This is a genomic window from Paenibacillus chibensis (genome assembly GCF_004001045.1).
GTDB lineage: Bacteria > Bacillota > Bacilli > Paenibacillales > Paenibacillaceae > Paenibacillus_AQ > Paenibacillus_AQ chibensis.
The window spans coordinates 47,915-63,408 of record NZ_BIMK01000011.1 but is presented as its reverse complement, the minus strand read 5'-3'; the positions used below and the strand labels follow the sequence as shown (position 1 = coordinate 63,408).

Annotated in this window: 10 protein-coding genes; all 10 read right to left on the bottom strand. The window is 52.5% G+C overall.

Annotation, left to right across the window (positions count from 1 at the left end; genetic code table 11):
• Positions 1-51: 51 nt before the first annotated feature.
• Complete coding sequence (locus PCH05_RS11115) at positions 52-1,032, bottom strand: substrate-binding domain-containing protein (RefSeq protein ID WP_127602459.1); 981 nt, start codon at positions 1,030-1,032, stop codon at positions 52-54.
• Positions 1,029-2,804 carry a sensor histidine kinase family protein gene (locus PCH05_RS11110; RefSeq protein WP_127602458.1) on the bottom strand — a complete coding sequence of 592 codons (1,776 nt, stop codon included), beginning with the start codon at positions 2,802-2,804 and terminating at the stop codon, positions 1,029-1,031. Before PCH05_RS11110 ends, PCH05_RS11115 begins: the two co-directional genes overlap by 4 nt.
• A gap of 7 nt (positions 2,805-2,811) precedes the next feature.
• Entirely contained in the window at positions 2,812-4,491 is a 1,680-nt protein-coding gene (locus PCH05_RS11105) for a response regulator (protein ID WP_127602457.1), read from the bottom strand.
• Between the two features lie 230 nt (positions 4,492-4,721).
• A complete protein-coding gene (locus tag PCH05_RS11100; protein WP_246049475.1) occupies positions 4,722-5,183 on the bottom strand; it encodes a GNAT family N-acetyltransferase in 462 nt (153 codons plus the stop codon).
• Positions 5,173-6,363 carry a formate-dependent phosphoribosylglycinamide formyltransferase gene (gene purT / locus PCH05_RS11095; RefSeq protein ID WP_127602526.1) on the bottom strand — a complete coding sequence of 397 codons (1,191 nt, stop codon included), beginning with the start codon at positions 6,361-6,363 and terminating at the stop codon, positions 5,173-5,175. The genes PCH05_RS11100 and purT overlap by 11 nt, the downstream gene beginning before the upstream one ends.
• Before the next feature lie 223 nt (positions 6,364-6,586).
• A complete protein-coding gene (locus PCH05_RS11090) occupies positions 6,587-8,395 on the bottom strand; it encodes an ABC transporter ATP-binding protein (protein ID WP_246049489.1) in 1,809 nt (602 codons plus the stop codon).
• A gap of 56 nt (positions 8,396-8,451) precedes the next feature.
• On the bottom strand, positions 8,452-10,224 hold the full coding sequence (locus tag PCH05_RS11085) for an ABC transporter ATP-binding protein (RefSeq protein ID WP_127602454.1): 1,773 nt from the start codon (positions 10,222-10,224) through the stop codon (positions 8,452-8,454).
• Positions 10,225-10,631: 407 nt separating this feature from the next.
• Positions 10,632-14,288 (bottom strand): dynamin family protein, encoded by a 3,657-nt coding sequence (locus tag PCH05_RS11080; protein ID WP_127602453.1) that lies wholly within the window; start codon positions 14,286-14,288, stop codon positions 10,632-10,634.
• 209 nt (positions 14,289-14,497) lie between these two features.
• Positions 14,498-14,770 carry an NAD/NADP transhydrogenase alpha subunit gene (locus PCH05_RS11075; protein ID WP_127602452.1) on the bottom strand — a complete coding sequence of 91 codons (273 nt, stop codon included), beginning with the start codon at positions 14,768-14,770 and terminating at the stop codon, positions 14,498-14,500.
• A 49-nt stretch (positions 14,771-14,819) separates the two neighbouring features.
• On the bottom strand, positions 14,820-15,482 hold the full coding sequence (gene nth, locus PCH05_RS11070) for an endonuclease III (protein ID WP_127602451.1): 663 nt from the start codon (positions 15,480-15,482) through the stop codon (positions 14,820-14,822).
• Positions 15,483-15,494 lie beyond the last annotated feature (12 nt).

Sequence of the window (15,494 nt, the reverse complement as noted above, 5' to 3'; positions counted from 1 at the left end):
CTTCATTTGAAGTGTTTCGTCATTCCATATTGAACGGCTGCATAGCTCAAATCACTTTACGAATGGAAATAAGAGCTTCTGGTTCTGAGGCTGAAGCATATTGTCCAGATCGATCAGCGTAGATTTCGTATCCCACCGCTCATCCACTTCAATCCCCTCCATCACCTGGACAGCATAACGGACCGCCAGATACCCGTTGTTAAAAGGGTTCTGGACCACCGTCGCCTGCACGATCCCCTCCTGCAGCAGCTCCATCACTTTGGCTGGACTATCGAACGTAATGATTTTGACCTTCTCGCCGAGGCCAAGCTTCTGAATCTCTTCGCCTGTGCCGATGGATGCCACCTCATTCAGAGCCACAATGCCCGTAATATCGGGATGCTCGCTCATCATTTTGCGCGTCAGCTGCCTCGCTATTTGCTCATCGGATTCGCAGTATTCGATATCCACGACCTGCACGCCGGGAAAACGGGCGACATAGTCCATGAAGCCTTCCTCGCGCTCATCCGCATTTTTGGCCCCTTTGACGAAATTCATGACGCCGATCCGGCTATCGGGTCCGGTCAGCTCAATCAGCCGCTTGGCCGCTTTTTGTCCGGCCTCATAATTGTTCGTGCCGACGAACATTTTGACCCGGGCCGAGGCTACCTCCGAATCCATCGAAATGACGGGAATTTTGTAGTAGGCCGCCCGGTCCGTCACCTGGGCCAGCTTCATATAATCGCTAGCGGATAAAATGATGGCATCGGCGTTGTTACGGATCGACTCGTCAACGAGGCGGATTTGTTCATCGATATCGCTTTCGTTCTGAGGCGCTTTGAAGGTCAGGTTGACGTTGTATTCTTTGGCGGCCACCTCGGCTCCCATCTTCACCGTTTTCCAAAAATCACCGTGATCCATCTTGACAATCATATCCACGTTCTTCGGCTTCTCGAGGACATGCAGGTTAGGTTCAGCTCCGCCACAGGATACCAGCACAATCATCAACATGATCATTAGACATACTCTTAATCCCGCAACTGTTCTTGTCATGACATCCCCCAATCCGGCTGCTCGTCATCATTTTTTTCTACAGGCAGCATAATGGTAACGGTCGTGCCTTCCTCCAGCTCGCTTTCGAAGCGGAGTCCATAGGCTTTGCCGTAATATAAACGAATCCGCTCATTCACGTTCTTGACGCCAACGCCCGAGCCGCCGCTCCGGATTCCCCCGCTCAGAAGCTGCTCCATGACCTGCCGGGACATGCCGAGCCCGTTATCGCTCACCTGGATGACAAGCCGTTCCTCCTTGATGCAAGCAGCTATGCGAATAAAGCCTTCGTCGGACATCTTCTCAATGCCGTGATGAATCGCGTTTTCCACGATCGGCTGCAGAATCAGCTTCAGTGTCATGCAGGAAAGCGCTTCCTGCTCGCATTCGATGGCATAATTGAATTTATTTTTGAAGCGGATTTTCTGGATGATCAAATAATGCCGGACATGCTCCAGCTCTTCTTCCAGGGTGATGATGTTTTTGCCTTTGCTTAGACTGATCCGGAAAAACTTTGACAGCGATGTGATGGTGGCCACAATCTCTTCCTTTTTCCCTTTCTCCGCCAGGCGCACGACCGAATTGAGCGTATTGTAGAGAAAGTGCGGATTGATCTGCGACTGCAGCACGTCGAGCTCGCTCTTGCGCTTGGCCTCCTGCTCGTGGATGATCTGGTCCATCAGCTGCCGGATGCGATGCAGCATAAAATTGAAGCGTTTCGAGAGCTGCACGACCTCATGCGCCCCGCTGACGTGGATCGGCGTGCTGAAATCGCCCTGCCCGACGCTTTGCACCGATTTTTCCAGCCTGCGGAGCGGCTGCGAGATTTTTGCGGATACGAACATTGCCAGTACGACGACGGCAGCGCATACGACGACCAAAAACCAGAAGATGAACTGGTTCAGATCTTTTTTCGTTGTCACGATTTCATCCGGATAGGCGACCCCTACGATTTTCCAGTTGATCGGTTCGACGGTCCGGATCGTGATGTATCTAGGCTCGCCCGTCGGTTTATCGATATAGCTGCCATAGGCATACTCTAATGTCGCTTCAATGTTATCGTACTTCAGTCCGGCATAAATCAGCTGCTGCTGCGGGTGGTACACGATGTTGCCAAGGTCGTCGATAATATAAGCGTAGCCGCGCTTGCCCAAGCTTACTTTGCGGCTGAGCTCATCTATCGTGCGGAAATTGACGTCCACGAGCAAAATTCCTTCCTTGATCGTCCCTTGATCCTTATATTTGATCATCCTGCTTAGGGAGACGACCCACTTGTATTGCCCCTTGTATAAATTCTGGATGTGCGGTGGGGAAAAAGAGAGCTTCTGCGGCCGTGCATGGGCGGATTCAAACCAGCTCTGTTCCTCCAGCATCGTATTTTTGCGCATTTCCAGCGCGGGAATGTCCACCACGAGTTTGCCTTCAGGCGTAAATAGGCCTACAGAAACCAGATCCTCGCGGGTATGCAGCAGCGTCGTCAGCTGCTCGCGCAGCACCGGGCTGGATATATCCGGCGTATCGTTGATTTGCTGCTCCACCACTTCATAAATATCCTGCATCCCCTTCACGTACAGCTCCAAATGATAGTTAACCTGCTCGATGATCTGCTGAATGTTAAGATACGCGTTTTCCTCAGCTGTTTTGGTAAATTTGTTATACAGCATGATGCTGACCGCGATCACGACCAAAACCGTCATCAGGGTGAACGAAAAGGTAATGATCGTTTGGATGCTGCGCAGCTTGAAGGACTCGATGACCCGAGGTAATTTCGGCATATTCCGTTTAGGTTCGATATTCAATCGTTTGCCCGCCTCCCGCTCCGTTTCTGTATTCCTTCGGCGAAATGCCGAATTTCTTCCGGAAGCAGAAGCTGAAATAGTTCGGATCCGAAAATCCGACCGCTTCGGCAATTTCAAACGTTTTATGGTCGGTCGTCCGCAGCGATTCCTTCGCGGCCTCCATGCGGATATGCATGAGGTAATTGACGAAGGTCATTTTCACTTCCTTCTTGAAAATGCTGCTGAAATATCCCGTGCTGATATGCAGCTGCTTGCATACCTTATTGATCGAGATATCGCTGTCGTGATAATGAAGACGGATATATTCCTTCGCGTTCTCCACCAGCTGGTTATATCCCGACTGACGTCCCTGGGCGATGGAATTCATCAGCTTCAGGCAGATGCTTCCCATCCACTGCTTGACTTCATGCAGGTTGTTGAATTTATAGATTTCCGCAAAAGGATACGCCTCGGCACCAAACCATTCCTCCAGTTCCACGTCATGCTCCTTAGCCACCTTCATCATGCAGGTAAGAATCTCCATCAGGTACACCTGACAGTCCTGAACGGACAGCTGCGCGATATGTATACCGCTGAATAGAGTTCCAAGAATTTCATCCAGTTCCTCCGGGGTCCCTACCTTGATGCAGCGGATCAGGGATTGCTCCTTCAGTTCGTCGAAGGTCAGCGACTCCGCTGACTGTGATTCGACATCCCCAATCCAGATGACCCGGTCATTGCCTAGAATGAGCCGATAGTCCAGCGCCTGCATGGCTTTTTGATAAGATTGATGCAAATCCCCCGGTTCCGCGCAGACCGTTCCTGCTCCGGCTGTCATCGTCAGCTTCAAATATTTAAATACATTCATCCGTATTTCTTCCAGAACGGCTAAAGTTTGTTGAGCGGCAGTCCCCGCTTCACGGACCGGCAGCGTCGACAGCAGCACGCAATCCTCCAAGTGGATGAATACCTTGAAGCCTTCGTGCCGTTCGCATATTTCTTCAGCGATGTTGAGCACGGCAAACAACTGAAGATATCGGTCCTCCGAATATCTTAAGGAGCCAGAGGGAGCCTTCAGACCTTGCTGCCTGTGCATTTCAAGCGAATTGTGAACATAATCAACCCGAATCACCGAGGCCAAAAAGCTTTCTCCTTCCAGTTCAACGCCGTAGCTGCTGGCTTTCTCGCGAATCTCATCACGTGTCATCCGCCTCGATACAAGCTGAGACAAAAAAAGCTCCCTGAGCACGGGAATGCTTTTGCGGTAATGTTCCATAAGGACTTGAGCATTTTCTTTTTCGGCCATTTCGGTTTCCATCTGATGCTTGACCTTCAGCACGACGTCAACAAGCTCCTGCGATGTGAAGGGCTTAAGAACATATTCATCAATTTGCAGCTTGATCGCTTTCTGTGCATATTCAAACTCATCGAATCCCGTCAAAATGATGATTTTAGTCATCGGATAATGCTCGCGGATCCAACCCGCAAGCTGCAGCCCATCCATGAAAGGCATTTGAATGTCCGTAACCACCACGTCCGGAATTTGTTTGTCAAAAAGCTCGGCAGCCTCCCTGCCGTTCTCAGCGGTGTCCACCACCTGAAAGCCGAGGTTTGCCCAATCAATCTCTTCGACGAGTCCGTCCCTCACATCTTCTTCGTCATCAACCAATAACAGTTTATACATCGGTCTCATCCATCCTTTGGCTTTCTATGTTTCTTGAGCAACAAATCTTAGAAAACGCGGCAAAAGCATGATATACTTGTAAACGCTTACTCTTTTTTTACTAAGGTATTCTATATCAAAGAGCCGAAGCTTGTAAATACATATTCTTTCATGCGCAGCTATTGGAAAAAAAGATAAACAAAAAGCCCGTCTCCGGAAAGGAAACGGGCATATCAAACACGCAATCGTGATTATTTAAGTCTTCTAACGAACTGGTAGCCGATTTTTTCAAAACCGATATGTTCATAAAAGGCATGGGCAGGCGCACGCTCCACGCGGTTGCCGCTGGTCAGAAACAGGATTTGGCTGCCCTGGTTCTTCCCCCATTCTTCGGCGCTGCGGATCAGCCTTTTGCCGATCCCTTGGCCGCGGTGTTCATTCGAAACGATCAGCGCAGATACCTGCGTGGCGGTCTCGCTTCTCGCATAGGATTTAACTTGATTCAGCGCGATCATACCGACGACCTTACCATCCAGCTCAGCTACCATCGTACATAATTTAGGGTTATTCTCGGAAGCTTGAATGCGTTCACGCATCACGTTCTTTGTGGTTGGATAACTCAATTCACGCATCAACGCTGTAACCGCATCGAGATCACATTCGCAGTCGGAATTGCGAATCTGCAGGGCAGGAGCCAAAACGTTACTGTTCATGATCATATTCCTCCACTTTTAAAAGACTGGCGGCCTGTTTAGCCGTATTCCGTGCTTTTTGAAGATCCGAATCTGCGCTTAAAGCGACAGCCATTCTCCTGCCCGCTCTGGTTTCAGGCTTGCCGAATACGCGAACCTGAGTGCGAGGCAGACTAAGAGCATCCTCAATACCACCAACAGCAAAATTCATACTGGCATGTTCCGCTTTCAAAGTTGCCGAAGCACCCGGAGTCAGCAGTTCCACCGACGGGATCGGAAGACCGAGAATCGCTCTGACATGCAGGGCAAATTCCGATAAATCCTGGGTGATCATGGTCACCATCCCGGTGTCATGCGGACGGGGCGATACTTCGCTGAATATGATTCCTTCTTGGGTAACAAACAGTTCTACGCCGAAAATGCCATATCCCCCAAGTTCATCCGTGATGGCTTTGGCAATGGCCTCCGATTCCTTCAGCAATGCCTCGCTCATAAAATGAGGCTGCCAGGATTCGACATAATCGCCATCCTTCTGAATATGACCGATCGGTTTACAATAAATGGTCCCGCTTACAGAACGTACCGTAAGCAGCGTGATTTCGCTTTCAAACGATACAAAAGCCTCCACGATGACTCGTGTGCTCTTCGCACGGCCGCCTTCCATCGCGGTGTTCCAGCAGGCTTCTGCCTCGGATTCCGTATGGCATACGCTTTGCCCTTTGCCGGAAGAGCTCATGATGGGCTTGACCACACAAGGCGTTCCCAGCACTGCAACGGCTTCCTTCAGTTCTTCCAAACTGTCGGCAAATCGGTAATCCGCGGTTGGAAGGCCCAGCTTCTCGGCCGCCAATCGGCGAATCCCCTCGCGATCCATCGTCAAACGAGCAGCTCTAGCCGTTGGGACGACGTGAAATCCTTCTTCTTCAAGTTCAAGCAAAGCATGTGTAGCTATAGCCTCAATTTCCGGTACAATCACATCCGGCTTTTCCTGATGAATAATCTGTTTCAGGGAATCGGCATCGAGCATATCAATCACATGGGACCTGTGCGCAACCTGCATCGCAGGCGCATTTGCATAGCGGTCCACGGCTATGGTCTCAACTCCCAGTCGCTGGGCTTCGAGCACCACTTCTTTCCCCAATTCGCCGCTGCCGAGTAGCAGCATCTTCTTGGCATGTGCAGAAAAAGGAGCACCCCACACCACTTCCCAATTCCCCCCTAATCATGTATACCACGTTTGTATACCTCTATAACTATTTTCAGGGTTAAAGAGAAAGATTGCAAGAGTGCTCCGACAATTTCCATCAATGTTCACAAACTGTCCTTATTTCTAGGCCTTTCGTCTGTCGATATTTAGGAAAAGTTTATTGATTTTTCAAAAGATTGTTGTAATATTCTCCAAAATCTTTTGGATGCCAGACGTTCTAAATGAATCTGAACTGCGCTTCGATCAAGCCGAAATACGTTCCGCGCTGCTGCATGAGCTCACCGTGATTGCCCTGCTCCTTAATTTCGCCATGGTCAAGGACGATAATTTTATCCGCATGCCTGATCGTCGACAATCGGTGTGCGACGATAAAGGAAGTACGGCCTTTCAGCAGCACTTTGAGCGCTTCCTGGATTTTCAGCTCGGTTTCGGTATCGATGCTGGCCGTAGCCTCATCCAGAATCAGAATTCTCGGATCGGCCAGGAGCGCACGCGCGAAGGAAAGAAGCTGGCGCTGACCCATGGACAGCATGTTGCCTCGTTCTTCCACCTCGGTATCGTATCCGCCGGGAAGCTTCTTGATAAATTCATGGGCGTTGACCGCCCGTGCGACCGCTTCGATCTCTTCATCCGTCGCATCCAGGCGGCCGAACCGGATATTATCCCGGATGGTGCCCGAGAAGATGAAGGTATCCTGAAGCACGATGCCGATCTGGCTGCGCAGCGTTTCCAGTTGAACGTCGCGGATGTCGTAGCCGTCAATCGTGATTTTGCCGCTGGAAATGTCATAGAAACGGCTCAGCAGGTTAATGATCGTACTTTTCCCTGAGCCGGTATGACCGACGAGCGCAATCGTCTGGCCCGCATCGACATCCAGATCGATGCCCTTCAGCGCCTGACGGCCTTTTTCATACTCGAATACGACGTTATCGAGCTTAATGTCGCCTTTGATTTTCGGCAGCGGAACGGCATCCGGCTTGTCGTCGATGCTCGGCTTCTCGTCGATGAACTCAAAAATACGTTCCGATGAAGCCATCGCCACGAGCAGCTGATTGTACATCTGGCCCAGGCGGTTGATCGGCTCCCAGAAGTTGCCGACATAGCTGGAGAATGCCACGAGAAGACCTACGGTCAATTGATCATGCTGGATCAGGTAAGCGCCCAGCCAGAACAGGATCAGCGTCCCGAGACCGCCCGTAATTTCGATCAGCGGACCGAAGCCTTGGTTAAGCATCGACGCACGGTCCCATGATTTTTTGCTTTCCATGTTCATTTTGTCGAAGAACTGGATGTTCTCCTGCTCCTGCGTGTATGCCTGCGTCACGCGAATCCCTTGAATGGCTTCATTCAAGTGGGAGTTGATTCTGGAGTTCTTCATCCGTACGTCCTGCCACGCCCGGCGGATGCGCACCCGCAGCTTGGTCGAGATGATGAACATCACCGGAACGGTTAATATAACCGCGAGGCCCAGCTTCCAATTGATCATGAGCAGGATAATGACGATTCCCACGAGCTGTACGCAGTCAATCATGAGGTTCACCACGCCGTTCGTAAACAGTTCCTGCAGCGAGTTCACGTCATTGGTCACGCGCACGAGCACGGAGCCTGCCGGCCTTTTATCGAAAAAGTTGAACGACAGCTTCTGAATATGCTTGAACAGATCGCTTCGCAGATCATATATGACACGCTGGCCGATAATATTCGTATATTTGATCCGGTATGTACTTGCCAGCCACTGAATGATGTACAGAACAAGTACGATCGCCGTAATCGTATACAGCATCGTAAGGCTTGTCGATCCTCCTGCTTTCGGAGAAATCGCCTTATCGATCGCCATACTGGTCAAATAAGGAACCGTCAGCTTCGTTACAGTACCGAGGATCATCATCAAAATAACCAGGGGCAGCATCTGCTTCGCATATGGCTTCATATAAGAGAACAATCTTGTGAGCTGCGACCAGTTAAACGGTTTTTCAATAATTTCGTCATCCTGATAGACGAAGCGCTCGCCGGTTTTGCCCGGCATCTTGCCCTTCTTCACGGATTCGTGTTGAGGGCGCTTATCGGTATTCAGTGCCGTACTCATGAGCTCACCTGCTCTCCTGCATTACCATTCATCCGGGCAATGTGGTCTGCATATTGTATATTGTAGACATCCTGGTAAGGTCCGGACATCGTGATCAGTTCGTCATGCTTCCCGCGCTGCACGACTTTGCCTTCGTTCAGCACGAGGATTTCATCGGCATGACGCAGCGAGGATATCCGGTGAGCGATGATAAAGGTGGTGCGCCCGCGCATGACCTCCTGGAATCCGGACTGAATTTCATGCTCTGTCTCCATATCGACGGCACTCGTCGCGTCGTCCAGAATCAGAATTTTCGGGTTTTTCAGGAGTGCGCGCGCAATGGCGATCCGCTGCTTCTGTCCGCCGGACAGGCCCATTCCCCGTTCGCCGACAACCGTATCGTATCCATCCGCCATTTCCATAATAAAATCATGGGCTTTGGCGAGTTTGGCGGCACGGATGATATCATCCATGGATACATCCTTCATGCCGTATGCGATGTTGTTACGGATGCTGGAGGAGAAGAGGAACGTCTCCTGGAACACGGAGGAAATTTGACTCCGCAAGCTCTGCACCTGGATATCGTTGATATTTACGCCGTCAAGCTTAATACTTCCGCCATTTACGTTGTATGCGTGCATCAGCAGCTGAATGATGGTGGATTTACCCGAACCGGTGCCTCCCAAAAGACCGATCACCGTTCCCGGGGGCGCATCCAAATTGATGTCCTGAATCGCGGCCAATTTATTGCCGTAAGCAAACGTAACATGGTCAAATGTCACATGCCCTTTCACATCCTCAGGCCGGAGCACCATCGCGTTCTCTTTGTCCTGTACGTCGATAGGCTGATTCAGCAGTTCCATGACGCGCTCGCCCGAAGCCTCGGACTGCGTATAGTTGTTGATCAGATAACCGATGTTCCACATTGGACCGATAATGTACCAGATCAAGCTGAAAAATGCGACCAATTCGCCGAGCGTGAGCTGTTTGTGAATAACCAGCGTCCCCCCGACCCCAAGCAGAATCACGACGCAGATGGAAGCGAGCAGCTCCATTAACGGGAAGTAACTGCTCCACAAACCGGATGCATGAATCTGGTTGTTCTTATAACGTTCGTTGCGCAGCGAGAATTTATCGACTTCGTGCGGTTCGCGCGCAAAGGATTTGACGGTTCGCACGCCCGTTATATTTTCCTGCACCGAGGTAGTCAGCGCGCTCAGCGCGAGACGCATTTCCTGGAATGCAGGATGGATGCGGTTTTCGAATTTCAGCGCCACGATGACGAGAAAAGGAATGCTGATCATCGTCAGAAGCGTAAGCTGCCAGCTGATGGACAGCATGACGATCGCCCCGAAAACCACCATCAGAATCGTGTTTAGAATTTGCGGGATCCCGAAGGCGATGAATTGACGAATTGCTTCGAGGTCCCCGGTCAGGCGGGACATCAAATCCCCCGTTCTGGCCGTGTCGTAATACCGGAAAGACAAGACTTGCAGTTTCTCGTAGCAGCCGTTACGCAACCGGTATGCCAGATAGTTCCCCATTCGTCCGCCGAGCAGTCCGCTTAGAAACTGCATAAGCGCTTTCACGACGACCACAGCGATGACGGATAACGCCAAAGCGGGGACTTTTTCAAAATGCCGCGGCTGAATCGCATCGTCAATCAGCTTGCGCAGCAGGTTCGGGGTTACTAGCCCCAAGGCAGTAGCTATGGCGAGGCAGAGTATAGATAGATATAAAAAACTCCGCTTCTCCCAAAAAAAGCTCTGCATTTGCCTGAGAACATTCATGGTTCTCCTCCTTCGAGTCATCTCAAACTTTATCACTTCAACCTGGAAGTGATGTTGAATATTTATGAAGTTTAACATCGTCTTTCAAAGGCGGCAAAGAGGATAACCGGGCATATTTTCGCCGCATTGGCAATCAATGGGCAATACCTTTGCATAATCCCGAAATCCTTATCAAATGTTAGAAAATCCTCGATATCTCTGCCATACTCAGTGTTTGTATTCAAATACCTGTAAAAGTGCTTCCATTTCGGAATCCGGGATTGCCGCTTTCCTGCTTTTTTACTTCGAAAACGATTCAAGATTTCATATAAAGCATGAAGTCATCCCCTGTTTATACGGAGGATTTCAGAAATCAAAAAGAGGCGCGCCACAAGGCGCTCCTCTTCTTCGTTATCCCTCTATTCGCGCTAAGCCAACGATTGCTCCATGTCCTGAAGCTGCGCAGCCAGCTGATCCCAGCTTTCGGGTTGTTCTCCTGCTGACAGGGAAGCAGTCGCTGCCTCCATCGCTTCCTGCAGCTGTTCCTTTAACGCTTCCTTCTGTCTCGCCTGCGCCGAGCCCACAAGATCGCTGTAATAGGACGCCAGCCATTCCTGTTTCCGGGCGGCTTCCTCGCTCAGCGCCTCCTTAATGACCGGCTCGACGGTATTTCTAAGCTTCTCCCTGCCGCCATTTTCAAAAAATTGCTTCGGCGACTTGAATAAAGCCCAGTAGGTTGACCAATCTACGAAGCTGGCCAGCCCCTGCTCCTTCCATTCGGGTGCTGCCCACGGCTTCTCTTCGGGGGGAGCCAGCAGAATGACCGGATCATAGCCCCGGATATCTTCCACCGCCGCTTCCGCTGCCGTCCGGAGAACCGCCTTGCCCTTGTTCTCCAGACGCAGCGTCGTTGCCCACAGCTCCTGCTCAAGCTCGTGAACGATCGTTCGCTCGAGCTCGCGGCCGCAGTCCGTAAAGATACGCTTCAACTGTCCGGCATCTTCGCGGAGGACCGACGGGTGGAAGGCTTCGGTAAAAAATTCACCCAGGCTGAATCCGATGCGCTGCTTGACATGGAACATCAATTCGCGCGTTTCTTGATCGACCTCGCGCGATACATCCTGACGGGCGAAAGCATCAATCCGCTCCAGTGCCCGTTTATTAACGTCGCCCAGTTGTGCGCGCCGCTGTTCCCGAGTCCCGGCGTCTTGTCGCGCCATTCTTCCCCATTCGGTCACACGCTGGCGTACCGCGGACATTTCCTGTACGGCACTCGCCAGGGACAGCTTCGGCAGCTCCTCGCCGGCAAAGGCTCCAAGCGCCTTCTCGAAGGCCTCGAACGCGGATTCCTCATAAAGACCCGCATTGCCGTCCAGCTTCGCTTCCAATGCTTTCATACTGGAAACCGGATAAATATGCGGAAGCCGTATGCCCCTTGCTTTCAGATTGGTTTCCACATGCTTCACAACCTGCCCCAGCTCCTCTTCCGAGGAAGCCAGGTCGGCGGCATTGACGATGAAAAACATTTTATCGAGCGCAAAGCTGTCCTTCACCCGGCCGAGCTGGGTCAGGAACTGGCGGTCGCCTTTGGAGAAAGCATGGTTGTAATACGTCACGAATACGATCGCGTCCGCATGCTTCATATATTGGAACGTGACTCCGGTATGCCGGGCATGGAGCGAATCCGCTCCCGGCGTATCCACAAGCACGATGCCCTGTTCGGTCAGCGGGCAGCTGTAGTATAAATCGATCCGTTCGACGAAGCAGGAACGGGTTTCATCCGCAACGAACGCTTTATAGCCGTCCATATCGACCGTCTGCACGCTGCCCAGCAGCGGCTCTGCTTCCTGCCAGCCCGCAGCCGCTGCCTTCAGGAAGCCGTAATGAGGCAGCCCCGCAGGGTGAATGCCTTCCGGCTTCAGCTGCTCAATCGCCTGCAGCCATCCGGTTTTATCCGGCGTGCCCAGCTGCAGTACGGAAAAGGAGTATTCCAGGTCCTCCTTGAACGTCTCCGGAGATTTCATCATCACCTGCGCCGTGCCATGGGCGAAGCCGTCCTGCGGCGCAAGAATCCGGTTAATCGCCGCCGTGGTCGGATGCGGCGATACCGGCAGTACGCGTTCGCCGAGCAATGCGTTGGCGAACGAGGACTTGCCGGCGCTGAACGCTCCGAACAGCGCCAGCGTGAACGAGCCGCCGGCCAGGCTCTCGGCCCGGCTGCGCAGCCCCCGCGCGGCGGAAGCCAGCGCGGGATAGCGCGCGAGCAGCGCCGCCGCGTCCTGCAGGCGCGCTGCCGCCGCATCCAGCCGCTGGCGGCGGCCGAAGGCCGCGCCGCCGAGCGGCTCCGCCCCGCTGCGCGGGGCGTGGGCGGGCGCGTTCTCACGCGCGCCCGCGTCCATTCCCGGCGGCTGCGCCGCCGCCGGGGCCGGGGCCGGGGCGCTCACCACCGGCAGGAGGCCGGGGGTGAGGCCCGTGCGCTGCGGCAGCAGCCCGCCTGCTGCCGCGGCGCGCTCCGCGATGTCCCGCTCCAGTTGCATATAGCGGGACATCGCGGCCGATTGCTCCAGCAGCGCGTTCAGGGCTGCGACGACGCGCTGCTGCTCTTCCTTGGCGGATGCGGCTACATCCGCCAGCATCTCCTCCGCCGCGTTCATGGCGGCGCGGCGGTACAGGCTCTTGATGTCTGCCGACAGCATGCGGCAGTAATTCAAAACATATTCGCCGGATATCACCGCATCCGGCTTCACGGAATTTTCAAGCATGTCTCCGCTGATTTGCGGCATGGACGCTTGGAGACGCTGCTCCCGTTCTTCCGACCAGATTTTCTCGGTCTTGCCCCACTGCTTCATAAGCTCGAGCAAATGCCATTCCACCGATGCCGAAGTCTGTTCCCGCAGCGCCTCGGTCAGCTTATCCAGACGCTCCTGCTTCTCCTGCTGCGTTTTGGCTCCGGCAAATAGCAGCCCGACCTTGAAGCCGCTCTTGCGGCTCTCCAGGAACTGCTTGGCTGTCTCCCGCAGCTCCGCCGGCGTGATATTCGCATTATCCAGCAGGGCATCCACCTGCTTGCGGATACTCTCGCGCTGCGTCTGAGGGAGCTCCTTGAGCCGCTCCATTTCCTTCCGGTAGCCCGCGATTTCGGCTTCCAGCCGGGCGGCCTGCTCCTCTCCGCCCATTTCTTCCAATAGCTGCTGCTTCGTCTCCTCAAGGGATTCGGCATAAGCCTTCACATGCTGTTCCACGATATGGTGAGCAGAGCAATCCAGGCTGTATTTGAGAATCGGTTCCCGCTTTTCAATCAGCTCGGCAATCAGCTCCTGAATTTGCTTCCACTGATTATAGGGATGCTCCGGCTCTTTCAGCGTCGTAAACAGCAAGCTTTCGTAATGGACCTGCCAGCGTTTGAACGCGGCCTCCACCTCCGCCCGGTAATGCTCGAAGGACAATTCACGCTCCCGATGCTTATCGATCTGGTTCACGACCAAATACAGCGGCTTTCCCCAGTCGGACAAGCTCTTCGCGAAGGCAAGATTATTCTCGGACTGTACGTGGTTGTAATCCATCACATACAGCACCGTGTCCGCCAAATGCAGCGCAGAATGCGTCGCCTTCTGATGGCTGTCGTCCGTGGAGTCCACTCCCGGCGTATCCATCAGCACCCCGCGGCTGCCCAGAAGCGGAATGTGATCCCATACCTCAACGGATGAATAGGCCCCTCCGTTCGTGCAATATGTATACAGCTCATCCAGCGAAACCTCCTGCGGTTTCGCCTCGGGCGCAGCTTCTTCGGGGGTTACAGGATAAATCAAGGCGCGCGGTTCCCCATTGCGGATGGACACCACGTTGGCGCTCGTGGGCACCGGGCTGGATGGAAGCACCTTTTTACCGCAAAGCGAATTGATCAGGCTCGATTTGCCCGCGGAAAAATGCCCGCAAAAGGCGATCGTCATTTCTCCCGCCGCAGCTTTATTCAATAAATCTCCCGCCAGTCTCGCGGATTTGTCATCTCCCCAGCCACCCAGGCTTTCCTGCAAACGCTGCAGTGAGCCGGTATTTAGTTGAATTACAGGACTCGATGTCGACATGCTGCCTTCTCTCCCCAATCTCTATTCGCTACACATTGCGTTCTTTGTCAAGTTATCATACGTTATGCGGGTGCCTCAAATAGTTTCATTTTAACATCATGCAGGGTGAATGAGAAACATTTTAAACGGGAAGCGCTGAACATCTTTCCAGGCAAAAAAAATAAAACCGAAGAACTTCGGTTTTATGCTCAATTTATTTATCTTGTCATTTACGCGTTGGCGTTCTCCAGCTCAGGCACCAAAATCTCGAATACCTTGCCGTGCTGCAAAATCGTTGTGCCCCGGGACTTGTCCTTCATGACTACGACTTCAGGCTTGGTAGACATGCGATCGAGGTAATGCTCAGGAACTTCGCCTGAGTGGCTGACCGTAATACCGTCGAATTCCTTCTCTTCGTTTTCAGTCAGTTCCGTCTCCATCACTTCATCCATAATATCGGAAAATTTTTCGAAATTGTCAGTATATACCGAGATGCATTTCATTGTTTATCCCATCCTTCTCCAGCTTTGTAGTTCCTATCCTGTGTTTGTGTTACTTATCTTTTCTGATTTGGGACGTCTTCATACGTTTTTTTCCTTCGCGGCATACATCCAGCAGCGGGCAGACCTGGCATTTTGGATTCTGGGCCTTGCAGTGGTAGCGTCCAAAAAAAATCAGGCGGTGATGCGTCAAGGTCCACTCTTCACGCGGTACCTGCTTCATCAGCTTTTTCTCCACTTCCAGCACGGAATCTTTCCAGCCCGCCAGTCCGAGGCGCTTTGAAACCCGCTCCACATGCGTATCGACGGCAATGGCCGGTACATCGAAGGCGTTGGAAACGACGACATTTGCCGTCTTGCGCCCCACTCCCGGCAGCTTCACCAGCTCATCATGCTCCCGCGGTATTTCTCCGCCGTACTGTTCCATCAAAAGCATGCAAAGATTGCGGATATGCTTCGCCTTATTGCGGTACAAACCGATTCTCCGGATATCCTGTTCAAGCTCCTCCAATGGAACCGCCACATAATCTTCGGGAGACTTGTACTTCTCGAATAAGTCCTTGGTCACCTTGTTTACCGTCTCATCCGTACACTGCGCGGACAGCAGAACGGCAATCGTCAGTTCGAAAGCATTGCTGTGGTTTAATTCACAATGGGCGTCGGGAAACATGTCTCCGATCGTATCGAGTATATGACGTACGGTTGCTGCCTTCATCGTTTACCTCCT

What these genes read in the sequence shown, in the direction of transcription:
- PCH05_RS11115 (WP_127602459.1), bottom strand. Translation starts at nt 1,032, where the DNA reads ATGACAAGAACAGTTGCGGGATTAAGAGTATGTCTAATGATCATGTTG.
- PCH05_RS11110 (WP_127602458.1), bottom strand. Translation starts at nt 2,804, where the DNA reads ATGCCGAAATTACCTCGGGTCATCGAGTCCTTCAAGCTGCGCAGCATC.
- PCH05_RS11105 (WP_127602457.1), bottom strand. Translation starts at nt 4,491, where the DNA reads ATGTATAAACTGTTATTGGTTGATGACGAAGAAGATGTGAGGGACGGA.
- PCH05_RS11100 (WP_246049475.1), bottom strand. Translation starts at nt 5,183, where the DNA reads ATGAACAGTAACGTTTTGGCTCCTGCCCTGCAGATTCGCAATTCCGAC.
- PCH05_RS11090 (WP_246049489.1), bottom strand. Translation starts at nt 8,395, where the DNA reads ATGCCGGGCAAAACCGGCGAGCGCTTCGTCTATCAGGATGACGAAATT.
- PCH05_RS11085 (WP_127602454.1), bottom strand. Translation starts at nt 10,224, where the DNA reads ATGAATGTTCTCAGGCAAATGCAGAGCTTTTTTTGGGAGAAGCGGAGT.
- PCH05_RS11080 (WP_127602453.1), bottom strand. Translation starts at nt 14,288, where the DNA reads ATGTCGACATCGAGTCCTGTAATTCAACTAAATACCGGCTCACTGCAG.
- PCH05_RS11075 (WP_127602452.1), bottom strand. Translation starts at nt 14,770, where the DNA reads ATGAAATGCATCTCGGTATATACTGACAATTTCGAAAAATTTTCCGAT.
- nth (WP_127602451.1), bottom strand. Translation starts at nt 15,482, where the DNA reads ATGAAGGCAGCAACCGTACGTCATATACTCGATACGATCGGAGACATG.